This window comes from Allobosea lathyri, assembly GCF_900108245.1.
Taxonomy (GTDB): domain Bacteria; phylum Pseudomonadota; class Alphaproteobacteria; order Rhizobiales; family Beijerinckiaceae; genus Allobosea; species Allobosea lathyri.
In genome coordinates this window covers 12,707-35,755 of record NZ_FNUY01000015.1, presented here as the reverse complement: position 1 = coordinate 35,755, position 23,049 = coordinate 12,707, and the positions used below count along the sequence as shown (strand labels likewise).

Here is a 23,049-nt window from a genome sequence, read left to right as displayed (position 1 = left end):
CCTGGTCGGCGAGCGAGGCCTTGCCACTCATGGAAGCCTTGCCAGTCACAGCGCTCTTGCCAATCACAGAGGTCTTGCCAATCACAGAGGTCTTGCCAGCTTCGGAGGTCTTGCGAGCCATCGGGGCGTTCCTCGATCCCAGCCGGAGATGAGATCGGTTGAAAAGTTCGAGCCTGACATCCACCGAAAGCCGCTTCGCGCGTCTCGGCATCAGGCTCGGTCGGGTGAAGGCGTAGAGATAGGGCAAAAGACCGGCCATGCCAGCCCATCGGCCGGTCTGGCCGGCATGATTATCATGCGTGGGGCGCCAGCGGTGAATTCTCCTGACAGGAGGTGTCAGGACGCAGCATGCCTTCTCCCGCCGTCGGGATCGCAGGCCAGGTTCGGCATGCCCGGCCTCGGCAGGCTGCCGGCGTGGAGACCGACGCGACATGCGATTGGCGGGCATGATTCCGCCAAGGATCAATTCGCCGTGCAAGGCGTTATGCGCGCAGGGTTTGGCGATTATGGTGGCCTCGTATGGTGTCCTCGTAAGGCGTCCTGGCTTGCCGATATCGTCACCGACCAAGGGGAGCGTTCCAATGACCGTGACAGTTGCACTGCGCCCCGCCGGCGCTGTGGCGCTTGCCGGCTTGCTGGGCATTCTGGCGTCTCCCGCCAGCGCCTGCGACCTGAAGCGCCCGCTCAAGATCGCGGGGCTCGACTATGATTCCGCCGCCTTCCATGCGGCGGTCGCGCAGACCATCGTGGAACGCGGCTTCGGTTGTCAGGTCGAGCGCGTTCCAGGCGCGATCGCGCCGCTGGTGAACGGGCTGGCGCGCGGCGATGTCGACATCGTCATGGAGATCTGGCTGGCCAATCCGGTCGAGGCCTGGAGCAAGGCGGAGGCGGCCGGGAAGGTGACGCCGCTGGGCACGACGTTCCCCGACGCCAATGAGGGCTGGTACGTGCCGCGCTACCTCGTCGAGGGCGCCGACGCCAAGGCCGCGGATTTGAAATCCGTCACCGATCTGAAGCGCTACAAGGCGCTGTTTACCGATCAGGAAGAGCCCAACAAGGGGCGGTTCTACAATTGCGTCGCCGGCTGGGTCTGCGAAGGCATCAACACCAAGAAGCTCGGCGTCTACGGGCTGGCTGACGATTTCACCAATACGCGCGGCGGTTCCGGCGAGGCGCTCGTCGCGGCTGTCGAGTCGGCGCTGAAGCGCAAGCGGCCGGTGGTGTTCTACTATTGGAGCCCGAGTTGGCTGGTCGGGGCCTATGATCTCGTCAAGCTGCAGGAGCCGGCCTTCGATCCGGCGATCTGGGCCGATCTCAAGGCCAGCGACGCGCCGAAACAAGCCACCGCATACCCTGTCAGCCGCGTCGTAATCGGCGCCAATCTCGCCTTCACGCAGGAGTCGCCGCAACTCGCTGCCTTCTTCAAGAGCTATGGGCTGACGAGCGCCCTGACCTCGCAGATGCTGGCGGAGGCGCGCACCAACGGCATCACGCCGGAAGAACAGGCCAAGCGGTTCCTGAAGGCCCGGCCGGATGACTGGAAGGGTTGGGTCCCCGCCGACATCGCCGCAAAGGTTCAGGCCGGTCTGTGAGCGGACCGCAGGCGTTGCTACCCGATCTCGGCAAGAGCCTGCAGGGCGCGGTCAACCGTCTCGTCGATGCGCTGGTCGTCGGTCTCGGCGATCATCTCGACAGCTTCGCCAGTGCATTGACGGCACCGGCGCGGCTCGTCGAAGCCGCGCTGATGCGTGTGCCGCCGGAGGCGGGCATCCTGATCGTCGCCATCGCCGCCTGGTTTGCATCGCGCAGGCTGTCTTTCGTGCTGGCGATGGCCGGGCTGGCGCTGGCGTTGGCCTTGCTGGGGGTCTGGCAGGCGGCGATGCAGTCCTTGTCGCTGATCGCGGTTGCGGTGGTGATGATCGTCGTGATCGGGCTGCCGCTCGGCATTGCCTCGGCCAGGCTGCCGCGCCTGTCACGCCTGACGACGCCGCTTTACGATCTGATGCAGACGGTTCCGAGCTTCGTCTACCTGATCCCGGTCGCGATGGTGCTCGGGCTTGGCCGGGCGCCTGCGCTCGTCGCCACGCTGATCTATGCGCTCCCGCCCTTCGCGCGGCTGACGGAGCTGGGCTTGCGCGAGGTCGAGCTCGGCCCGGTCGAGGCGGCCCGTGCGCTTGGCCTGTCCAGCCGCCAGACCCTGCGGCTGGTCGAGCTGCCGCTGGCGCGACCGATGATCCTGCAGGGGCTCAACCAGTCGATCATGATGGCGCTGGCGATGGTGGTGGTCGCTTCGATGATCGGGGCGAAGGGCCTGGGTGAAATCGTCCTGCTCGGCCTGCAGCGGGCCGATCCCGGTCTTGGTTTCGTCGGCGGGCTGGCGATCGTGCTGCTGGCGGTGCTGCTGGACAGGCTGGCCCAGGCAGGCTTTCGGGCGGGGCCGCCGAGGACATGAAGACCGGGCATGAAGACCGGGCATGAAGACCGGGCATGAAGACACCTGTGGGTCCGGGTCCGGAAATGGTCAGGGAAGTTGGCTCGACAGCGCCTCGCCTGCGAATTATCTATAAAATATGGCGAAGAGCACAGACGACACCATCGCGGTCCGGATCTGCAAGATCCTGGCAGAGCGGATCATAGCCGGCGCGATCGAGCCCGGCGCGCGGCTGCGGCAGGACCATATCGCCGAGGAGTTCGCCACCAGCCATGTGCCGGTGCGCGAGGCGTTCCGCCGTCTCGAGGCTCAGGGTTTGGCGATCAGCGAGCCGCGCCGAGGCGTGCGGGTCGCGGCTTTCGATCTCAGCGAGGTGAGGGAGGTCGCGGAGATGCGGGCGGCTTTGGAGGTATTGGCACTTCGCCACGCTGCGCCGCATCTGACATCCGCCATTCTCGACCAGGCCGAGGATGCGTCCCGGGCTTGTGACGGATCCAGCGATGTCCGGTCCTGGGAAGAGGCCAATCGCGGCTTCCACCGCCTCATCGTGACGCCATGCGGCATGCCGCGACTGCTCAGCGCCATCGACGATCTGCACGCGGCCAGCGCGCGCTTTCTGTTCTCCGCCTGGCGCTCGGAATGGGAAACGCGGACGGACCATGACCACCGCGCGATCCTGACCGCGCTGCGGCAGGGGCAGCTCGAAACCGCGGTCTCCACGCTGGCCCGGCATGTCCGCTGGATTGGCGAGCGGCCGGTGCGGACGGCATCGGGCGCTATGCGCGATGCCTTCGCGATCGTGGGTTAGCCGGGCCGAGCCATCGATCGGAGCTGCTCTCGAGCAGACTTGCTATCGATCAGACTTGCCATCGCCGCGGAATCGTGGACTCAATAATAGATCGGCGATCTAAATTATCTATAATTTGATCGTGGCCCTGCAGGAGTTCCCCATGACGGATATCGCGCTTCACCCCACCTTCAGCCCCCTGCATCCGCAGAGCCGTTCGCTGCGCTGGCAGATCGCGGCAGTTCTCGTCGGCAGCGTGTTGCTGGCGCTGTCGTCCCATATCAAGGTGCCGATGCTGCCGGTTCCGATGACGATGCAGACTTTTGCCGTGACCCTGGTCGGCGCGCTCTATGGCTGGCGGCTCGGCGCCATCACGATCCTCGCCTGGCTGCTTCAGGGCGCGATGGGCCTGCCCGTGCTGGCGGGCGGCACTGGTGGAATCGCCTATTTTGCCGGTCCGACCGGCGGTTACCTGCTTGCCTTCCCCTTCGCCGGGGCTCTCACCGGCTGGCTTGCCGAGCGCGGCTGGAACGGCCATCGGGTCGGCTTCGCCTTCATCGCCATGCTGCTGGGCAATGCGCTTTGCCTCGCGCTCGGCGCGGGCTGGCTCAGCCTGATCGTCGGGGCGGAGAAGGCGATCGCGGTTGGCGTGCTGCCATTCCTGCTCGGCGCGATCGTCAAATCGGCGCTCGGGGCCGCGACGCTCACGCTCTGGGCGCGCGGTCGGGCGAGCTCCGAGGGCTAAAGTTTTATCGAACCCGCCTCATCCCGGCTGGAGCGCCGGGATGAGGCGGGGCATTGGATCGCGGCAACGATCATGCCGCGAAGCGAATCATATTTCCGGGGACAACCTTGCTGAAGCCTCTTGAACAAAGCAAGAACATCATTGATAGTGGCGTTACGGATCGGTAGGGTCCGGCTCCGGTTTCAAGCCGGTTTCGATGTGCGCAGGAAATGGAGCCTCTCATGGCTGGTAGCGTCAACAAGGTCATTCTGGTCGGCAATCTCGGCCGCGATCCCGAGGTACGGCGTCTCGGTAGCGGCGAGCCGGTCGTCAATCTGCGCATCGCCACCTCCGAAACCTGGCGCGACAAGCAGTCGGGCGAGAAGAAGGAGCGCACCGAGTGGCATTCGGTGGTGATCTTCAACGAGAACCTCGCCAAGGTCGCCGAGCAATATCTGAAGAAGGGCTCGAAGATTTATATCGAGGGCCAGCTCCAGACACGGAAATGGCAGGATCAGTCCGGCGTGGAGAAATACACGACCGAGATCGTGCTGCAGCGTTTCCGTGGTGAACTGACTATTCTCGACAGCCGCGGGCAGGGCGGTTCCGACGAATATGGCGAGGGCGGCGGCGCCATGGAGGATCGCTCAGGCGGCAGCTCCTTCGGCCGGCAGAGCCCGATGGGTGGTGGCGGCGGTTCGCGCCAGCCGCAGCCGGCCATGTCGAGCGGCGGCGGCCGGTCGTCCTCGACCCATCTCGACGACGACATTCCGTTCTAGAGCGTCTGATTTCACTCTGAAACACACCGTCATCCCGGGCTTGCCCCGGGATCCATCGTAAGGCGCCGGAGCTCTACGATGGATCCCGGAGCTCCGCTGCGCTGCGTCCGGGATGGCTGCGTCCGGGATGACGGTGCCTTTCCCCGACATGGCTGCGCATTTCAAACCCCGCTCACCCCGCTGCCGCGCGTTCCAGCGCGGCGATGTCGATCTTGGTCATCTGCATCATCGCCTGCATGACGCGGCCGGCCTTGGCAGGGTCAGGATCCATATTGAGCTCCAGCAGCCGGTCCGGCGTGACCTGCCAGGACAGGCCGTATTTGTCCTTGAGCCAGCCGCATTGGCTGGTTTGACTGCCTTCGCTGAGCTTCTCCCAGAAATAGTCGACCTCCTCTTGCGAACCGCAGTGGATGAGGAGCGAGATGGCTTCGGTGAACTTGAAATGCGGTCCGCCATTCATGGCGGTGATCTGTAGGCCTTCCAGCTCGAAGGACGCGCATAGCACGCTGCCCTTGGGGCCGGGCCCGGCATCGCCGCAGCGCATGACCGGGCCGGGCTTGGCGGTCTTGAAAACCGAAAGGTAGAAGGCGATCGCTTCTTCCGCCTGGTTGTCGAACCACAGGAACGGCGTGATCTTCTGGACGTGCATGATTGTCCTCCTTGCCGGGCTGGTGAATGGCGCGTCGGTTGCGGTGCTATATATAACCGAATGGTTATGTATTGTGCCGGCCCTGTCAAGCACTGAGGGGCAGGGGCGGAGCCATGCGGCCCGGGCAGGCCTGCCCGCCTGCCAGGCGTCCTTGCTCCAGCCACGCTTCTTGGCGAAGGTTGCGTCATGAGCATCGTCGATCCCAACGTCTCCGCCCTGTCTGTCTGGCTCGCGCTGGAAAGCCCCACTCACCATCTTCCCGGCGTGAACGGGATGATGGATCTCGTCACCAAGGAGGTCGAAGGCCTGCCGATCGCGGTCGAGCGCCTGCCGGGGCGCGACGGTTTGGGCGACAGCCTGATCCTGCGGGCCGGGCTCGACAATGGCGAGCCTGCGGTCGCGGTGATGTCGCATCTCGACACTGTGCACCCCGTCGGCACCAGCGCCAAGGATTTGCCGGTGCGCATCGAGGGCGACCGGCTCTATGGCCCGGGCGTCTACGACATGAAGGGCGGGGCCTGGCTGGCGCTGCAGGCCTTCAAACAGGTCGCCAAGGCCGGTTCGGCCAAGCGGCCGATGGTGTTCCTGTTCACGCCGGATGAAGAGATCGGCTCGCCGACCACACGCGGCGTGATCGAGGATATCGGCCGCGCTTCCGTTGCAGTGCTGGTCACGGAGCCGGCGCGCGAGGGCGGCAAGATCGTGACCGCGCGCAAGGGTGTCGGGCGTTTCGAGGTCAAGCTCGAGGGGCGGCCAGCCCATTCGGGCTCTCGCCATGCCGATGGGCGCAGTGCCATCCGCGAGGCGGCGCACCAGATCCTCGCGATCGAGGCAATGACCGATTATGCGCGTGGCATCACCACCAGCGTGGCGCTGGTCGGGGGCGGGACCGCCGCCAATGTCATTCCTCAGCATGCCTGGTTCAGCGTCGATTGCCGTGTCACCAGCCTGGTCGATGGGCAGATGATGGAGAGCCGCATTCTCGGCCTGAAGCCGCATGATCCCGATGTCACGATCAAGATCAGCGGCGGGATGAACCGGCCGCCCTACGAGAAATCCATGGCGGTTGCCGGGCTGTTCGAGACAGCGCGCGCGATCGCGGCGGGTATCGGTTTCGATCTGCAGGATTGCCCGATGACCGGCGGTGGCTCGGACGGGAATTTCACCGCCGCGCTCGGCATACCGACGCTCGATGGCCTCGGCATCGATGGAGACGGCGCCCATACGCTCAAGGAATACGCCCTGATCTCATCGATCGCCCCGCGTCAGGCCTTGATCAAGGGGTTGCTGGAGACGGTTTGAGTGGCCGCACCACTATTCCACACCTCCGCTTTTTCCCAGCAGAGTCATCCCGGACAAGCGGCGCAGCCGCGCCGATCCGGGATCCATTCCAGAGCGTTTTAAAGCAAAGGCTCCGGAATGGATCCCGGGTCTGCGCTTCGCTGCGCCCGGGATGACGCCTTCATTCGTCAGCAATCGACGACGATGGTCGGGACGAGCCCGACCAAGGCGCCGGCGGCGATCACTCGCCGCTGGGCTCTCCGGTCTCGGCTGCGGGGCCGGCATCGGCTTCGCCATCCGCTTCGCCCTCATCGCCGCCATCGTCGCTGACGCGCTCGACCGACACGACCTTCTCGTCCTTGGCGGTGTCGAAGATGGTGACGCCCTGGGTGGAACGACCCTTGACGCCGATCTGGTCGACCGGGCAGCGGATCAACTGGCCACCATCGGTGACGAGCATGATCTGGTCGGTCTCCTCCACGGGGAAGGAGGCGATCAGCTTGCCGTTGCGCTCGGTCGTCGCCATCGCGACGATGCCTTTGCCGCCACGTCCGGTGATCCGGTACTCATAGGCTGAGGTGCGCTTGCCGAAGCCATTCTCGGAGATGGTGAGGATGACCTCCTCGGCCTCCGACAATTCGACATAGCGCTGCTGGCTGATCTCGGCATTGCCGGCGGCCTCCTCGACATCGCTCCCACCGGTCTCCTCGCCGACTTCACCGGCAATGGCGCGGCGCAGCTTGAGATAGGCCTGGCGGGTGTCGCCGTCCGCCTCGACATGGCGCAGGATCGCCATCGAGATGATGATGTCGCCCTTGGCCAGGGTGATGCCGCGCACGCCGGTCGAATCGCGGCCCTTGAAGACGCGCACCTCCGGGACCGGGAAGCGGATGCACTGGCCGAGCGCTGTGGTCAGCAGCACGTCGTTATCCTCGGTGCAGATCTGCACGTCGACGATGGCGTCGCCCTCGTCGAGCTTCATCGCGATCTTGCCGGCGCGGTTGACGTTGACGAAGTCCGACAGCTTGTTGCGACGCACGCCGCCCGAGGCGGTGGCGAACATCACGTCGAGCTTCTCCCAGCTCTCCTCATCCTCCGGCAGCGGCATGATCGTGGTGATCCGCTCGTTGCTTTCGAGCGGCAGCATGTTGACCAGGGCCTTGCCGCGCGCGTTCGGCGCTGCCAGCGGCAGGCGCCAGACCTTTTCCTTGTAGACCTGACCCAGCGAAGAGAAGAACAGCACCGGCGTATGCGTGCTGGCGACGAAGAGCCTTGCGACGAAATCCTCGTCGCGCGTCGCCATGCCGGAGCGGCCCTTGCCGCCGCGCTTCTGCGCGCGATAGGTCGAGAGCGGCACGCGCTTGATGTAGCCGGCATGGGACACGGTCACGACCATGTCCTCGCGGGCGATCAGATCCTCGTCGTCGAGGTCGGAACCCCAATCCTGGATCACCGTGCGGCGCGGCGTGGCGAAGGCGGCCTTCACCTCGGCCAGCTCGTTCTTGATGATCGTCTGGATGCGGATGCGCGAACGCAGGATGTCGAGATAGTCGGCGATCTCGGTGGCGAGCTTGGCCAGTTCCTCGCCGATCTCGTCGCGGCCGAGAGCGGTCAGGCGGGCGAGGCGCAGCTCGAGGATCGCCCGGGCCTGGGCGTCCGACAGCTTGTAGGTGCCATCGGCATTCATCGGATGGCGCGGATCGTCGACCAGCGCGATCAGCGGCGCGATATCCTCGGCCGGCCAGTTGCGTTCCATCAGCGAGGCGTGGGCGGCGGCCGGGGTCGGCGCCGTCCGGATCAGGCGGATGACCTCGTCGATATTGGCAACCGCGGTCGCAAGGCCGCACAGCACATGGGCGCGCTCGCGGGCCTTGTTGAGCAGGAAGCGCGTGCGCCGGGAGACGACCTCCTCGCGGAACTCGACAAAGGCGGAGATGAAGTCCTTGAGGTTCAGAACCTCGGGCCGGCCGCCGGTCAGCGCGACCATGTTGGCGCCGAACGAGGTCTGCAATTGCGTGAAGCGATAGAGCTGGTTCAGCACGACATCGGCCAGCGCATCGCGCTTGATCTCGATGACGACGCGCACGCCCTCGCGGCTGGATTCGTCGCGCAGATCGGAAATGCCCTCGATGCGCTTCTCGCGCACCATGTCGGCGATCTTCTCGACCATCGAGGCCTTGTTCACCTGGTAGGGAACCTCGGTGACGATGATCGCCTCGCGTTCCTTGCGCATCTCCTCGATATGCGTCTTCGACCGCATCACGATCGAGCCGCGGCCGGTGTGATAGGCGGAATGGATGCCGCTGCGGCCCATGATCGAGGCGCCGGTCGGGAAATCGGGACCCGGCACGATCTCGATCAGTTCGTCGATCGAGATCTCGGGATTGTCGATCAGCGCGATACAGGCGTCGATGACCTCGCCGAGATTATGCGGCGGGATGTTGGTGGCCATGCCGACCGCGATGCCGCCGGCGCCGTTGACCAGGAGGTTGGGGAAGCGCGCCGGCAGAACCTTCGGCTCGCGCTCCTTGCCGTCATAGTTCGGCTGGAACTCGACGGTGTCGAGGTCGAGATCCTCCAGCAGGGCCATCGCCGATTTTTCGAGGCGGGCCTCGGTGTAGCGATCGGCCGCGGCCGAATCGCCGTCCATCGAGCCGAAATTGCCCTGGCCGTCGACCAGCGGCAGGCGCAGCGAGAAATCCTGCGCCATGCGCACCAGCGCATCATAGACCGCGAGATTGCCGTGCGGGTGATAGCGACCCATCGTGTCGCCGACGATACGGGCGCATTTCGTGTAGGGCCGGTCGGGTGTGTTCTTGTTCTCGTGCATCGAGAACAGGATGCGCCGGTGCACGGGCTTCAGGCCGTCGCGGACGTCGGGCAGAGCGCGGCTCACGATCACGCTCATGGCGTAATCGAGATAGCTCTTCTTCATCTCGTCGGTGATCGCGATCGGCTTGATGTCGCCGCCGAAATGCGGCTCGTCAGGGCGCTTGCTGTCGTCGTCTTCGCTCAAGGGATAAGTCCCGTTTTTGGTCGATTTTTCAACCTTCTGGCTATCCGATTCCGGGGCTTTAGGCCAGCGAAACGGTCGTTTCTCCCGTGAAATTAAAGCCTAGCGATATCAATGGCTTGCGTGGCGATGTCAGCATGCTGCGCGGTGTCGGCCCGTGCCCCGCCACCTGGTCGCCACAATCATCGTCGTCGTCATTCCGGGTGGAGCGAAGCGGAGACCCGGAATCCATCGGAGGGCACTGAGCTCTACGATGGATTCCGGATCTGCGCCGCTGCGCGGCTTGTCCGGAATGACGGCGGTTGGGAGCGGGCGGTCATATTTTGGGAATGCCGGGCGCAAAGCGTCGGAAGGCAGCTTCGATGTCGTCAGGTGCGCAGCCAAGCGGGGCGATTGCCAAGCGAAAGCCAGTCTGAGTGACGGGCCAGAATTCCAAGGGCTTCTTTGGTATGGGTTCGTAGAGTTTTGGTTCTCTCACCTTGACGAACAGAAAGTCGTCGATCTCCGAACCGGGACAAAACGCGAAACCTTCGATAGCGGCCCAAGGTAGCTTTCGAGCAAAGACATTCGGCGCGAGGAGGCCGTCAGCATCGAATGCCAGACGCACCGACCGATCAGGCTCCGCCATTGCCTTTCCGAATGTGAGCAGAGCGAAAAATACACCAAAGCCAATGCCGCCGACGATGCCTGTCCAGCCACCTTTAGACGCCGCCCACCAGATGATCGCCACCCCAAATCCAGCATAAAACAGGGCCTCCCAGCGACTCTCATTCCCGCGGAACTCGATGCTGGTTGGCGCTTGTGCGTCGAATGGCTGCATATAACGGGCGATCCATGGCGTCTCGTCCACGCGCGCAGGTTAACATAGGTTGGGCCATGTTCATTGAATTCCTCACCTCCGCCCTCGTGACGCTGCTGGTCACGCTCGATCCGCCGGGCCTGGCGCCGATCTTCCTTTCGCTGACGCGCGGCATGACGGCGGGCGAACGCAGGCAGGTCGCGGTTCGCGCCTGCATCATCGCCTTCTGCATCATGGCGTTTTTCGGGGTGGCGGGAGACGTGGTGCTGAAGGCGCTCGGCGTCTCGCTGCCGGCCTTCCGCATCGCAGGTGGGTTGCTGCTGTTCTGGATCTCGTTCGAGATGGTGTTCGAGCGCCGCAACGAGCGCAAGGCACAGACCGCCGAGACCGCGATCACGCTGGATCATATCCGCAATGTCGCGGCGTTCCCGCTGGCGATCCCGCTGATGGCGGGGCCGGGCGCGCTGACGGCGATGATGCTGCTGGCGGGCCGGGCCGGGGGAGACCCGCTGATGCTGGTCTCGCTTGCCGTGATCTGCGGCCTCGTCGTTCTATCCTGTCTCGTCGTGTTCTGGCTGGCGGTGCCGATCGCCAGGCTGCTCGGCGTCACCGGCAATGTCGTGCTGACGCGCCTGCTCGGCGTCATCCTCGCGGCGCTCGCCGTGCAGTTCGTGATCGACGGGGTGAAGGCGGTGGTGCAGGGCGGGTAGCTGACAGCGACCGATCCGCGCCTGTTTCCCGCTATGGTCGGGCTTGTCCCGGCCATCCACGTCTTTGCTAGTGGTGTGCGGTGTCCAAGACGTGGATGCTCGCCACAAGGGCGAGCATGACGGCGAGGTTCGCGAGCGTCACTTTTCCAGAAACGCGCGGATCGCTCCCTCGGCCTGTTTCATCGAGATGACGCCGTCGAGATGGCCGCGTGTGCCCTGGATGAAGGCCTGGGTGACGTTCACGCCACCTTTGCGCAGCGTATCGGCCGTATGCTCGATCATGTCGGCGGTGAAGACCAGATCCTTCGGCTGGGTGATCAGCAGCACGGGCGCCTTGATCTTCGTGGCGGCGTCGGCAAGCGAAGTGCCGCCGGCGGCATAGAGCTGGTTCGCCTTGATCAGATAGAGGAAATGATTGGCGTCCGAGACCTTTGCTCGGGCTTCGCCGGCATTGTCGAGGATGCTCTGGATCTGGAACCTGTTGCCGAGCGCCTTGGCGGGGGCCTCATCCGGCTTGGCGGGGCGGCGGCCGAAGGTGGCGTTGGCCCATTCGGCGTGGTTCGCCTGCAGAGTCACCACGGCCAGCGCCTTGGCGAGGCCGGCATTGGGCGGCGTCCTGCCGTAATAATCGCCCTTGTTCCAGTTCTGATCGACGAGGATTGGAGCGGCCCAGACGTCGAGCCAGGCGATCAGCTGCGCATCGGCCTCGGCAGCGCCGATCACCGGCATCGCCTTGGCGACCATCTCGGGATGGCTTGCCGCCCATTCATAGGTCTGGAGCGCGCCCATCGAGGGGCCGGCGACGAGGGCGAGCTTCCGGATGCCGAGGCTTTCGACCAGCGCCTTCTGGACATTGACGAAATCGCCGACCGTCACGACGGGGAAGTCGAGCGCATAGGGCTTGCCGGTGTCGGGATCGATCGAGGCCGGGCCGGTCGTCGTGGTCTTGGGGTCGCCGGTATTGAGGTTCACCAGCGTGTCCGAGGCGAGGACGAAGTATTTGTTGGTGTCGATCGCCTTGCCCGGGCCGATGATCGCGTCCCAATAGCCGGGCGCGGCATCGGCGGCCTCGTATTTGCCGGCGGCGTGCGAGTTCCCCGAGAAGAAGTGGCAGATCAGCACGGCATTGGATTTGTCGGCGTTGAGCGTGCCGTAGCTCTCCCAGCCGACCTTGACGTTCTTCAGCGTGCGGCCCGATTGCGTGGTGAAGCTCGGCAGGTCGAAGACCTTCTTCTCGACCATCAGATCCTGTGCGTCGGCCATCCCAGTCACCATCATTCCAGCGGCGCAGAGAACGCCCGCGATCCAACGCTTCATGATCGATTTCCTCCTCCGGGGCGACCGTCACGCGGCCTTGCGGCCATCAGAGCGGAATTCGGTGACGAGCGGAAGACCGCGCGTCGTCGATGTCCGCCGCTTCAGCGGGTCAGGAGCGTGGGGAAGGCCTGCGCGCCGCTGGGGCGCAGGGTGGCGTCAACGTCCAACTCGAGGGCCGGGTCGTCCATCGATCCCTTGAGCGTGAACGGCAGTTTCAGCGAACCGTTCACGGGAGTAAGCAGGGCCGTCATGTCGAGCGTGCGCGCCGGCAGGGAGGCGGTGCCGGCCAGTGTCAGCCTGTAGCTCGGGCCCGACATCTGCGCGTCTGTCAGGACCAGCAGGCCATTGGCTATCCCGGCATTGGCGGTGGCGGTCTCGAAAGGCGTCTTGCCCTGGCGCCAGTCGCGCAAGGCCAGGGCCGGACTGCGTTCGGCGCGGCGCAGGAGTTCGGCCAAGGCAACGCCGCCGATTTCGCCTTGACGCAGCGCGAGATTGGCCCTGCCGCTGAGCGAGCCGATGACCTCATCCACCGTGCGCCCGAGACCGTCGAGAGTGATCTGGAGGCCGCCCGTGCCGCTTAGGCGGGCCAATTGCGGGACATCGCTTGCGGCCTGACCGAAATTGACCTTGTCGAGCCCGGCCTGAAGTTTCACGTCGACGCCGCCAGGGGCGGAGACTGCGAGGAAGCGGCCCTTGACGTTGCCGCCATAGGCGTTGGCCCGCAGAAGACCTGCCTCGAACCGCCCCTTCTTGACCAGCAGATAGGTCGCGACATCCGAGAGATGGGCGCCATTGGCCCGTGCGGAATCGACGGAGACGCGCAGGTCGATATCCTGTGCTGTCCAGGACTCGAAGGTGAGGGGTGCGTCCCCGGCGGAGCCGAGGGCTGGAATCTGCAGGCGGCTGACGAGACGCCCCAGATCGAGGCTCGCGCCTGCCAACGTGCCCGACAGCGACAGACGCTCGCCGGCGTCGCCGAGCTTGATCGCGCCGTCGAGTCGTTCGCCATCGAGGCTGGCGACCGCATTGCTGAGCGATACCTCGTGGGGCTTGATCTGGGCGTCGGCCGAGAGCGCGAGCGAGCCGATCGCCGCTACCAGCCGCGGTTTTTCGTCGAACCAGCCGAGAAGCTCCTGGAGGGACGGGGTCGACAAGGCGAGCTGACCATTGATGACCGGGTCGTGCGGGCCAGAGCGGGTGCCCTCGAACCGCAGCTTCACCAGCGTTGACGTCACCGACAGGGCTGTCTTGGCCCGCCCGTCAGCCATTGGCCAGACGAGGCTCAGCTCGGTCGGGATGCCGCGCCAGTTCAGGGAACCGGAGAGGCTGATCGGCTCATGGGGATCGCGCTCTTCGAGATAGAGGTTCACATCGCGCAGCACGCTCTGGATCGCGCCCTGCGCCCGGATGAAGATCGAGCCTGCGGCGATGACGATCCTGCTCTGGTTTCGCAGGCTTTCGAGATAGGCCAGAGGCGGAGCGAGCCAGTCGGTGACGCTGCCGCCGTCGCCGGGGACCGCGACGTCGATCTGGGGGGCGACGAGATCGATGCGGTTGAAGGAGAAGCGGCCGACCAGCAGCGGGAGCAGGCGCGCACGCGCCTTGATGCGCACCGCCGAGCCGGCCAGGACACCGTCGCGCTGGGTGAAGCGGACATTGGACAGGCTGATCCGCGGCAGCGGCAGCAGCGCGATCTCGGCGCGCTCCATGCCGGTCACGACGAGGCCGGTGCGGTCCTCGATCGCGGCAATGACGCGCTGCTCGACGCGTCCGACGGCAATGCTCCAGGATTGCAATCCGAGCAGGCCGAGCGCGATGGCAACGCTATAGGCGAGAATCGAGGCGCGTCGTGTCATGGACTTTCGAGCCGGCGTCGAACCGGCAGTCAGCCAGCCCCCCTGGCGGCAACCGGTTTAAGGGGATGCCGCGAGCTTGTCGAGTTGCTGAAGCCGGCTATCCCGCCCGTTTACCGCTCGCCCGGGCCAGAATGATGGCCGGATAGAGGCCGGCGAGCACGATCAGCAGGCCCGCGAGCGCGCCTTCCTCGAAAACGCCGCGCGAGGCATGGCCGTAGACGATCGTCGCGAGCGTGTCGACATTCAGTGGCCGCAGCAGCAGGGTCGCGGGCAGTTCCTTCAGGCAGTCGACGAAGACGAGCAGGGCTGCAGCCGCGATCGCCGGGCGTGCCAGCGGCCAGTGTACGCGGCGCAGCACCTCAGGCGCGGTGGCGCCGAGCGCACGTGCGGCATCGTCGATGCGGGGCGAAACGCGCGAAAATCCGCTATCGATGCCGGAGATCGCGATGGCCAGAAAGCGCACGACATAGGCAATGACCAGCGCCGCTCCAGAGCCGATGAGCAGGAGGCCGGGGCTGGCGCCAAACAGCGCCCTTGCGGCATTGGCCACTGCATTGTCGAAGGCCGCAAGCGGCACCAGGAGCCCGAGCGCCAGGACGGTGCCGGGAACCGCATAGCCAAGCGAGGCAACCCGCGCCAGCGGCTTCAACCAGGCTTCGCGGCCCTGTCGGCTCGCCGCGACGATGCACAGGCCAAGCGCGACGACGAGGCCGGCTGCAAGGGCCGAAAGGATGACAGCGTTTGCGAGATTGCGCAGCAGCGCGGCGTCGAGCTGCTGCGCAAGGCCGCGCTGGAGCACCTCGACGATGAGAAATCCGATCGGGAGCACGGCGCCGAACAGCACGGGCAGGGCGCAGGCGATTGCCGCTCCCAAGGCAGGGCGTCCTGCAAGCCTGATGCGCCCGACGGCGCGCGGCTGGCGCACCGGAAGTGCGAAGCGGCGCTGGCCGCGCAATCTCGCCTCAACCAGGATCAGCGCGACGACGACCAGAAGCATGACGCAGGCGATCTGCGCCGCGCCGGGGAGCGAGCCGCGATTGAGCCAGGTCGTATAGATCGACAGGGTCAGCGAGCGCACGCCGAGATATTCGGTCGCTCCGATGTCGTTCAGGGTTTCAAGTAATGCGAGCGTCAGGCCTGCCGCCAGAGCCGGGCGGGCCATAGGCAGGCCGATGCGCCAGAACAGCCTGTTGCGCGAGGCGCCGAGCGTGCGGGCCGATTCGACGATGGTCGCGCCTTGCAGGCCAAACAGCGCGCGGACGCTGAGATAGACGTAAGGGTAGAGCACGATCGCCATGATGCAGATCGCGCCGGCGAGATTGCGCGGGTCGGGAAACCAGTAGTCGCGCAAGCTGCGCCAGCCGGTCAGCGCACGCAGGACGCTCTGCAGCGGCCCCTGAAAGCCCAGGAATTCCACATAGATATAGGCGGTGATGTAGGTGGGCATGGCCAGCGGCAGCACGAGCAGCCATTCGAAGACGCGCCGCCCCGGGAACTCGTATTGCGTCACCAGCCAGGCGGTGCCGACGCCCATGACCGTGCAGAGCAGGCCGACACCGAGCAGCAGCATGGCGGTGTTTGCAAGCGCAACGGGAATGACGTTTGCGGCCAGATGCGGCCAGATCGACGCGGCCTGCGAGGACAGGGCGGTCAGCGCCAGCGCAAGCACGGGCATGCCGACAAGGACTGCCCCGAGCAGGGACGCCCAGGCAAAACGCGTCGACGGCCGCCACGAAAGTGGCGACCGTCGCGAAGCGTGTGCGGAAACGCTCAGGCTCAATTGTCGAAGCCGACCTTGTCGACGAGGTCCGCGGCGGCCTTGCGGTTCTTGGCGACGTCAGCAAGCGGGGTCGTGTCGGGAGTCACCACGCCGAGCAGCTTGACGGCGGCGCTGTCCTTGACGGCCTGATTGACCGGGAACTCGAAATTGCCGTCGGCGTACTGCGCCTGGGCCTTCTCGCCGAGCATGTACTCGATCAGCTTGACGGCATTGTCCTTGTTCGGCGCGTTCTTGGCGATGGCCGCGGCCGAAACGTTCACATGGGTGCCGCCATTGGCGAAGGTGGTCTTCAGCGGCTTGATCGCGTCATACCAGCCCTTCTGCTCGTTCTTCGCCTGGCTCATCAGACCGATATAGTAGGTGTTGATGATGGCGATGTCGCAGAGGCCGGACTGGATGTCGCGCGCCACGTCGCGATCGCCGCCGCCGGGCTTGCGAGCCACGTTGGCCTTGAGGGCCTTCAGATAGGTCTCGGTCTTCTCGGCGCCGTTGCGGGCGAGATAGGCGGCGAGAAAGGCGTTGTTATAGGGGTGCTGGCCGGCGCGGATGCAGAACTTGCCCTTCCATTTCGGATCGGCCAGATTCTCATAGGTGATCGCGTCCTGGCTGACCCGGTCCTTCGAGACGACGACGATACGGGCGCGCTTGGTCAGGGTGACCCAATTGTCATCGGCGCCGCGCAGCTGCACGGGGACGACCTTGTCGACGATCGCCGACTTCACCGGCTGGGTGATGCCGGCATCGACGGCGGCATTGATCTCGCCGACATCGACCAGCAGCATCACATCGGCGGGGCTGTTGGCGCCCTCGGCCTTGATGCGCTCCTGCAGGCCGTCCTTGAGGAACACGGCGTTGACCTTGATGCCGGTGTCCTTGGTGAAGGATTCCAGGACCGGGTTGAGCAAGGCCGGCTCGCGCGTCGTGTAGAGGTTGACGCTCTGGGCAAAGGCAGGCGCGGCCAGCAGGCAGGAGCCCAGCGCCAGCGCGTGCAGATGTGTCTTTCCGATCATGTTCTCGCTCCGTCGGTCGTCGGCGCCAGATGCGCGCGACTGGCGAGCGATAGAGCCCGGCTTCCGGAGCGTCAACCGGATAATCCTTTTAAATCAACGCGTTAGATCAATTCTAAGTTAGATGGTATATTGACTAATTCTAATAAGCTGGCCATCCCTCGGAAACGGTTCGCGTTTTTTCGCTACGCCGTGTCGTAGGTCTTTAGTCGTGCGCGGTTGGATCAGCGTTGCTGTGAGGCCCCGGTGATCGCGATCAGGCGGACGGGGCCGCGCGCCGTCGGGTCGAGCGAGCCGCGCAAGGGGATGGCGTCGCTGGCGGTCGTGTCGTCGTGCAGGCTCGCCTCGCGCAGCCGCATCTGCCGGCGCAGGCTGCGCGCCTGCGCTTCCATGCGGGACACGCCGACGCGTTCGTCGATCTGCTGGCGCTGGTTCCTGCTGAGTTCGGGAACGCTGCGGAAGTCGCGGAAATCGGCGGTGCTGTAGGGCCAGCGCGATCCGCCGGTGAAGGTCTGGACCCTGCCGTCGAGCACGACGCTGTCGCCGGCGCGCAAGGTGAAGTCACGCAGCAGCGAGACGCGCCTTTCGCCCGCCTGGACGATGGCGGGGCGGCAGGCCGCGGCATCGCTCGACGTCTCATAGCCATAGGCGACGGGCAGGGCGTTGTAGCGCTTGCCGTCTGCGGCCTGGGCGTCGTCGATGGTGGTGGCGCCGGCCGCGACACGGAAAACCTTGACGGGGATGCCGGGGTTCATCGCCTGGCAAAGCGCGTCATGCGCGGGCAGATCGGACTGCGCGTTGAGGTAGCCGATGGGGGCCTGGAAGCCGTCGCAGAGGCGCACGCAGATGGTGCGGGCCTTGTCGGCGGCGCCGGAGACGGTGTCGAGCCTGACTGCAGCAGTCTTGTTCCGGTTCGCGGATTTGGCTTGGGTGGCGGCCGCAGGGCGCGCCTTGAAGGGGTTCAGTGCGATCGGCGGATGGGCGATGCGGCCGTCAGGCGCCATCTGCAACAGGGGCAGGCGCCAGCCATTGCGGGCCGGCGCATAGGCGGAGGCCTGGCTCGACGCATAGGCGATCTGCTGCGGGGCGCGCTGTGCCTGGCGTTGGGATGCGTCCATGCGTTGCACGCCGCGGATGCCGGAATCGTCTTCGGCCTGAACGAGGGAGACGGTGAAGACCGCTCCGCCAGCGCCCAGCACAAGGCCGAGAGCGGTCATCGCCATCAGACGCATCGAAGGCCGCGCCGGCCGGTTCGCGCGTGGCAGAGGCGTGCTGCAAGTAGCGGGTGCGGCAGGGTTTTCCCCGCGCGCCACAACCCGTTCGGGGACTTCACGGACACGCAACATTGCGTCGACTCCACTCTACGCTTGTTTACTCGTCCGCCGCCCTTCGGATGTAGTTTACTTTTTGTTAAGCTTCAACCGCAGCGCGAAATCGCGCCAGCAAAAAGGCCGCAATGCTTAACGCGCTGCGGCCTGCTCGATGAGCGGCGCGATCCCGGTTCGGGATCGACTATGAGAGATCGGGCTTGTGCACGGCTTGCGGGACGGCCAGCGGCGTGGCGGAGACCGGAAGCTCCGGCTCGGCCCGGCGGTTGCGGCCCGACAGCCAGCTGTCGACCTTGTCGAGATAAAAATACACGACCGGCGTGATGTAGAGCGTCAGCAATTGCGAGACCAGCAGGCCGCCGACGACGGCGATGCCGAGCGGCTGCCGCAGTTCGGCGCCGGCACCGTGGCCGAGCGCGATCGGCAGCACGCCGAAGATGGCGGCGAAGCTCGTCATCATGATCGGCCGGAAGCGCACCAGCGCCGCCTCGCGGATCGCGGTCAGCGCATCGTCGCCCATCTTGCGCCGCTCGATGGCGAAATCGACCATCATGATGGCGTTCTTCTTGACGATGCCGACCAGCATCAGGATGCCGATGATCGCGATCACCGACAGGTCCATGTTGAAGTATTCGAGCGCGAGCAGGGCGCCCAGCCCGGCCGAGGGCAGGCCGGACAGGATCGTGATCGGGTGGATGAAGCTCTCGTAGAGAATGCCTAGGATGATGTAGATCACCAGGATCGCGGCGAAGATCAGCAGGCCCTGGCCCTTCAGCGCGTCCTGGAAGAGCTGGGCGGAGCCGGCGAAGCTGGTGACGATGGTCGGCGGCAGGTTGACGTCACGCTCGGCTGCGCGGATCGCGTTGACGGCGTCGCCGAGCGAGATGCCAGGCGCGGTGTTGAAGGAGATCGTCACCGCCGGCTGCTGCGAGATGCGGTTGACCGCGAGCGGTCCGACGCTCGGCTTGATCGTGGCGATCGATTCCAGCGGGACGTTCAGCCCGTTCGCCGCCTTGAGCTGGAGGCGCGAGAGCACGGCCGGATCCTGCTGAAAGGCGCGGTCTGCCTCCATGATGACCTGGTAATCGGTCGAGGGCGTGAAGATCGTGGCGATCTGGCGCGAGCCGAAGGCATTGCCGAGCGCCTGCCGGATCTGCTCGCTGGTGATGCCGAGGCTGGCGGCGCGCTCGCGGTCGATGTCGATCGAGAGCTGCGGATTGCGCAGCTGGAGGTCGATATTGGCATCGCGCAGCTGCGGGATCTGGGCCAGCCGCTGCTGCATCAGCGGAGCGTAGGTGAAGAGCTGGTTCAGGTCCGGCCCCTGCAGCGAGTAGAGATACTGCGCGCGCGACGAGCGGCCGGCGTTGAGGTTGATGTTCTGGACCTGCTGGAAGACGGCCGACATGCCCGGTACTTCCGCCGCGGCGCGTCTCAGGCGCGCGATCACGACATCGGCCTTGTCGCGCTCGTCCTTGGGCTTGAGCGAGATGAACAGGAAGCCGTTATTGGTGGCGTTGAAGCCGCCGATATTGGAGGTGAGGTAGTCGACCGCCGGATCGGCGCGGACGATCTCGGCGACGCGCTGCTGGCGGGCCGCCATCGCCTCGAAGGAGGTGTCGGGCGGGCCTTCCGTGGCGCCGCGCAACAGGCCGGTATCCTCGAGCGGGAAGAAGCCCTTCGGGATCGAGGCATACATGCTGGCCGAGATGTAGACCGTCGCCAGCGTGAAGACGAGCATCAGGATGCGCGCCCGCAGCACCCAGTCCAGCGTCCAGCGATAGGCGTTCAGCATCCCCTGGAAGCCGGCCTCGAAGACACGCTCGACCACATTGGCCTTCTTGTGGTGGTCATGCGGCTTGAGGAAGCGGGCGCAGAGCATCGGCGTCAGGGTCAGCGAAACGAAGCCCGAGACGATGATCGCAGCCGAGATCGTGCCGGCGAATTCGACGAAGACCTTGCCGACAACGCCGCCCATGAAGAAGACGGGGATGAAGACGGCGACCAGCGAGATGGTGATCGAGAGAATGGTGAAGCCGATCTCGCGCGAGCCGTCGAGCGCGGCCTGGAACGGCTTCTTGCCCATCTCGATATGCCGGATGATGTTTTCCAGCATCACGATGGCGTCGTCGACGACGAAGCCGACCGCGAGCGTCAGCGCCAGCAACGAGATGTTGTCGAGCGAATAACCCAGCGCATGCATCACGGCGAAGGTGCCGACCAGCGAGATCGGCAGCGCCAAAGTCGGGATCAGGGTTGCCGCCAGGCTCTTCAGGAACAGGAAGATCACCATGATGACGAGCGCGATGGCGACCATCAGCGAGAACTCGACATCCTCCACCGCCTCGCGGATCGGGATCGAGCGGTCGTTGAGCACATCGAGATTGATCGCGGCCGGCAGCTGCGCGCGGTAGGAATCGAGCCGGTTCTTGATGCTGTCGACGACCTCGACGGTGTTGGCGTCGGACTGGCGATAGACCGCCAGGATGATCGAGCGCTTGCCGTTGTACCAGCTTGCCGTCTGGTCGTTCTCGACGGAGTCGTAGACGGTCGCGAGGTCCTCCAGCCGGATCGGCGTGCCATTGCGCTGGGCGACGATGAGCTTGCCGTATTCGCCGGCGCGTTCGAGCTGGCCGGTGGCGCCCAGCGTCAGGCGCTGGTTCTCGCCGTTGAGCGTGCCGACCGGGGAATTCGAATTGGCGGCGGCGACGGCGGTCCGGACCTCTGAAAGCGCAAGGCCGCGCGAAGACACGGCGTCCGGGTTGATCTTGATGCGGACGGCATATTTCTGCGCGCCGAAGATGTTGACCTGGGCGACGCCGTTGAGCTGCGAAATCTGCTGCTGCAGCACGTTCTCGCCGAATTCATGCACCTCGTAGAGCGGCTTGGTATCCGAGGTCAGCACCATGAACAGCACGGGCTGGTCGGCCGGATTGACCTTCCTGAAGCTCGGCGGCGTCGGCAGCTCCGGCGGCAGGCGCCGCGCGGTGGCGCTGAGCGCCGCCTGCACGTCGAGGGCGGCACCGTCGATGCTGCGGTTCAGGTCGAATTGCAGCGTGATCGAGGTCGAGCCCTGCTGCGAAACCGAGGACATCGAGGTGATGCCCGAGATCGAGGCAAATTCGCGCTCCAGGGGAGCGGCGATCGAGGACGCCATCGTCTCCGGGCTGGCGCCGGGCATGCGCGCGCTGACATTGATCGTCGGGAAGTCGACGCGGGGCAGGGCCGCGACGGGCAGTTGCTTGAAGGCGAAGAAGCCGAAGATGAGGAAGGTCGCCATGACGAGTGTCGTCATGACAGGGCGACGGATGCAGGCCTCCGGCAGGTTCATCAGCCCGCGCTCCCCCGCTGCGACGTGATAGTGGGCGGCGGCTTGCGGCCGGTGTCGCCGCTGCTGCGCTCGACGGTGCGCGCGCCATCCGTGAGGAGGAGCGCCCCGTCGATGACGACGGCCTCGCCGCCATTGAGCCCGGCGGTGATGACGCTGCGGCCGTCGATAATGCGATCGACCGTGACCGGCCGAGCGCGGGCGGTACCGTCCTCGACGACGAAGACGAAGGCGCCGCTCTGGCCGTTCTGGACGGCTTCGCGCGGGACGGTGATGGCGTCAGGGTCGACGCGCAGGGTGATGCGGACCTGGCCGAGCGCGCCGGGCCAGAGCGTCTCGTCGGCATTGTCGAACAGCGCGCGCAGCTGGATCGTGCCGGTCGTGGCGTCGATGGTGTTGTCGACGACAGCGATCTTGCCCTCGACGCTCTTGGTCGTGCCCTGCTGTGTCGCCTGAACCCTGGCGGTGCCGGCATTCATCGCCGCGCGGATCTCCGGCAGAACGCGCTGCGGCAGTGCGAAGCTGACATAGATCGGATCGATCTGGTGGATCGTCGCGAGCGAGCCGGAATTGTCGCCGGTCTTGGCGATGTTGCCTTCCTTCATCATCGCGACGCCGATGCGGCCAGCGACGGGAGAATTGATGGTGTAATAGGTGAGCTGGACCTTCAGGCCCTCGACGGCGGCCTCTCCGCCCCGGATGGCCGCGCGCATCGTGGCGACCTGCGAGCGCGCCGTGTCCAGCCGCTGGTCCGTGGCGAAGTTCTGCTTGGCCAGTTCCTCCGCGCGCCGCAGATCGGATTCGGCGGAGACGAGCAGGGCCCGGTCGCGCGCGACATTGGCCTCCGCCTGTTTGAGCTGGGCTTCCAGCTGGCGGGAGTCGAGCCGGAAGAGCATGCCGCCCTTCTTGACGTAATCGCCGTCCTTGAAGCCGACCTCCATGATCTGGCTTTCGACGCGCGAGCGCACGGTGACGGCTGACAGCGTCTGCACGGTGCCGATCGCGTCGAGCCGGACGGGCATGGCACGCCGCTCCGCCGTGGTCGTGACGATCGTCACGGGCGGGCGCTGCGCTCCGGCTGCGCGCTGGCCTTGCGGCGCCGCCGGCTTGGCTTCCGCATAGGGAGGAATGATCTTGCCGTAAGGGACGCGGTCGAGCGGCCAGGGAACTGGACGGCCGGCATAGTGAAGCCCTGCACCGGCGGCGACAATGCCGATAACAGCCACAGCCGCGACGCGCCCGAAACTCAGAACCGCCATGTCG

17 protein-coding genes are annotated in these 23,049 nt (G+C 65.6%); 7 read left to right on the top strand and 10 right to left on the bottom strand.

The genetic code is table 11. From position 1 onward, the window contains the following. Positions 1-581 precede the first annotated feature (581 nt). From C4S73_RS24890 to ssb, 5 genes are all read left to right on the top strand, one after another. Positions 582-1,592: an ABC transporter substrate-binding protein gene (locus C4S73_RS24890; protein WP_103875288.1), complete on the top strand. Its 1,011-nt coding sequence runs from the start codon at positions 582-584 to the stop codon at positions 1,590-1,592. Then, the gene (locus tag C4S73_RS24885; protein WP_244595778.1) at positions 1,589-2,452 is read left to right on the top strand and encodes an ABC transporter permease; all 864 of its coding nucleotides are present in this window, start codon (positions 1,589-1,591) and stop codon (positions 2,450-2,452) included. Before C4S73_RS24890 ends, C4S73_RS24885 begins: the two co-directional genes overlap by 4 nt. Before the next feature lie 118 nt (positions 2,453-2,570). After that, on the top strand, positions 2,571-3,239 hold the full coding sequence (locus C4S73_RS24880; protein ID WP_103875287.1) for a GntR family transcriptional regulator: 669 nt from the start codon (positions 2,571-2,573) through the stop codon (positions 3,237-3,239). A 142-nt stretch (positions 3,240-3,381) separates the two neighbouring features. Then, positions 3,382-3,963 carry a biotin transporter BioY gene (locus C4S73_RS24875; protein WP_103875335.1) on the top strand — a complete coding sequence of 194 codons (582 nt, stop codon included), beginning with the start codon at positions 3,382-3,384 and terminating at the stop codon, positions 3,961-3,963. A 221-nt stretch (positions 3,964-4,184) separates the two neighbouring features. After that, positions 4,185-4,721, top strand: coding sequence for a single-stranded DNA-binding protein (gene ssb, locus C4S73_RS24870; RefSeq protein WP_103875334.1), 537 nt, complete (start codon positions 4,185-4,187; stop codon positions 4,719-4,721). Between the two features lie 172 nt (positions 4,722-4,893). Here the strand turns inward: ssb and C4S73_RS24865 are convergent, their stop codons facing one another. Then, entirely contained in the window at positions 4,894-5,370 is a 477-nt protein-coding gene (locus C4S73_RS24865) for a VOC family protein (RefSeq protein WP_103875286.1), read from the bottom strand. A 186-nt stretch (positions 5,371-5,556) separates the two neighbouring features. Here C4S73_RS24865 and C4S73_RS24855 point away from each other — a divergent pair, with 186 nt between their 5' ends. Next, the gene (locus tag C4S73_RS24855; protein WP_103875284.1) at positions 5,557-6,672 is read left to right on the top strand and encodes a M20 family metallopeptidase; all 1,116 of its coding nucleotides are present in this window, start codon (positions 5,557-5,559) and stop codon (positions 6,670-6,672) included. Positions 6,673-6,892: 220 nt separating this feature from the next. Here C4S73_RS24855 and gyrA read toward each other — a convergent pair whose 3' ends face one another. Together gyrA and C4S73_RS24845 are read right to left on the bottom strand one after the other, a co-directional pair. Further along, positions 6,893-9,667, bottom strand: coding sequence for a DNA gyrase subunit A (gene gyrA / locus C4S73_RS24850; RefSeq protein ID WP_103875283.1), 2,775 nt, complete (start codon positions 9,665-9,667; stop codon positions 6,893-6,895). A 313-nt stretch (positions 9,668-9,980) separates the two neighbouring features. Beyond that, positions 9,981-10,484, bottom strand: coding sequence for a hypothetical protein (locus C4S73_RS24845; RefSeq protein WP_103875282.1), 504 nt, complete (start codon positions 10,482-10,484; stop codon positions 9,981-9,983). A gap of 56 nt (positions 10,485-10,540) precedes the next feature. On the opposite strand from C4S73_RS24845, the gene C4S73_RS24840 reads away from it, so the two are divergent. Then, a complete protein-coding gene (locus tag C4S73_RS24840; protein WP_103875281.1) occupies positions 10,541-11,173 on the top strand; it encodes a MarC family protein in 633 nt (210 codons plus the stop codon). Between the two features lie 138 nt (positions 11,174-11,311). Here C4S73_RS24840 and C4S73_RS24835 read toward each other — a convergent pair whose 3' ends face one another. The 7 genes from C4S73_RS24835 to C4S73_RS24805 all read right to left on the bottom strand — a co-directional run bounded on the left by C4S73_RS24835 (position 11,312) and on the right by C4S73_RS24805 (position 23,045). Next, positions 11,312-12,490: an E22 family MetX-like putative esterase gene (locus tag C4S73_RS24835; protein ID WP_103875280.1), complete on the bottom strand. Its 1,179-nt coding sequence runs from the start codon at positions 12,488-12,490 to the stop codon at positions 11,312-11,314. A 101-nt stretch (positions 12,491-12,591) separates the two neighbouring features. Continuing rightward, on the bottom strand, positions 12,592-14,346 hold the full coding sequence (locus C4S73_RS24830; RefSeq protein ID WP_103875279.1) for an AsmA family protein: 1,755 nt from the start codon (positions 14,344-14,346) through the stop codon (positions 12,592-12,594). A gap of 97 nt (positions 14,347-14,443) precedes the next feature. Beyond that, positions 14,444-16,021, bottom strand: coding sequence for an ABC transporter permease (locus C4S73_RS24825; RefSeq protein WP_244595777.1), 1,578 nt, complete (start codon positions 16,019-16,021; stop codon positions 14,444-14,446). 101 nt (positions 16,022-16,122) lie between these two features. Then, positions 16,123-17,136 carry an extracellular solute-binding protein gene (locus C4S73_RS24820; protein ID WP_103875277.1) on the bottom strand — a complete coding sequence of 338 codons (1,014 nt, stop codon included), beginning with the start codon at positions 17,134-17,136 and terminating at the stop codon, positions 16,123-16,125. Between the two features lie 221 nt (positions 17,137-17,357). Next, the gene (locus C4S73_RS24815) at positions 17,358-18,356 is read right to left on the bottom strand and encodes a DUF2865 domain-containing protein (RefSeq protein WP_160115906.1); all 999 of its coding nucleotides are present in this window, start codon (positions 18,354-18,356) and stop codon (positions 17,358-17,360) included. Between the two features lie 289 nt (positions 18,357-18,645). Beyond that, positions 18,646-21,789 (bottom strand): efflux RND transporter permease subunit, encoded by a 3,144-nt coding sequence (locus C4S73_RS24810; RefSeq protein ID WP_103875275.1) that lies wholly within the window; start codon positions 21,787-21,789, stop codon positions 18,646-18,648. Then, positions 21,789-23,045 carry an efflux RND transporter periplasmic adaptor subunit gene (locus tag C4S73_RS24805; RefSeq protein WP_160115905.1) on the bottom strand — a complete coding sequence of 419 codons (1,257 nt, stop codon included), beginning with the start codon at positions 23,043-23,045 and terminating at the stop codon, positions 21,789-21,791. Before C4S73_RS24805 ends, C4S73_RS24810 begins: the two co-directional genes overlap by 1 nt. Positions 23,046-23,049: the final 4 nt, after the last annotated feature.

Coding starts and splice junctions, on each gene's coding strand:
- C4S73_RS24835 (WP_103875280.1), bottom strand. CDS start 12,490: ATGAAGCGTTGGATCGCGGGCGTTCTCTGCGCCGCTGGAATGATGGTG.
- C4S73_RS24825 (WP_244595777.1), bottom strand. CDS start 16,021: ATGCCCGTGCTTGCGCTGGCGCTGACCGCCCTGTCCTCGCAGGCCGCG.
- C4S73_RS24890 (WP_103875288.1), top strand. CDS start 582: ATGACCGTGACAGTTGCACTGCGCCCCGCCGGCGCTGTGGCGCTTGCC.
- C4S73_RS24855 (WP_103875284.1), top strand. CDS start 5,557: ATGAGCATCGTCGATCCCAACGTCTCCGCCCTGTCTGTCTGGCTCGCG.
- C4S73_RS24840 (WP_103875281.1), top strand. CDS start 10,541: ATGTTCATTGAATTCCTCACCTCCGCCCTCGTGACGCTGCTGGTCACG.
- C4S73_RS24845 (WP_103875282.1), bottom strand. CDS start 10,484: ATGCAGCCATTCGACGCACAAGCGCCAACCAGCATCGAGTTCCGCGGG.
- C4S73_RS24805 (WP_160115905.1), bottom strand. CDS start 23,045: ATGGCGGTTCTGAGTTTCGGGCGCGTCGCGGCTGTGGCTGTTATCGGC.
- C4S73_RS24830 (WP_103875279.1), bottom strand. CDS start 14,346: ATGACACGACGCGCCTCGATTCTCGCCTATAGCGTTGCCATCGCGCTC.
- C4S73_RS24810 (WP_103875275.1), bottom strand. CDS start 21,789: ATGAACCTGCCGGAGGCCTGCATCCGTCGCCCTGTCATGACGACACTC.
- C4S73_RS24865 (WP_103875286.1), bottom strand. CDS start 5,370: ATGCACGTCCAGAAGATCACGCCGTTCCTGTGGTTCGACAACCAGGCG.
- ssb (WP_103875334.1), top strand. CDS start 4,185: ATGGCTGGTAGCGTCAACAAGGTCATTCTGGTCGGCAATCTCGGCCGC.
- C4S73_RS24880 (WP_103875287.1), top strand. CDS start 2,571: ATGGCGAAGAGCACAGACGACACCATCGCGGTCCGGATCTGCAAGATC.
- C4S73_RS24815 (WP_160115906.1), bottom strand. CDS start 18,356: ATGGCGATGACCGCTCTCGGCCTTGTGCTGGGCGCTGGCGGAGCGGTC.
- C4S73_RS24820 (WP_103875277.1), bottom strand. CDS start 17,136: ATGATCGGAAAGACACATCTGCACGCGCTGGCGCTGGGCTCCTGCCTG.
- C4S73_RS24875 (WP_103875335.1), top strand. CDS start 3,382: ATGACGGATATCGCGCTTCACCCCACCTTCAGCCCCCTGCATCCGCAG.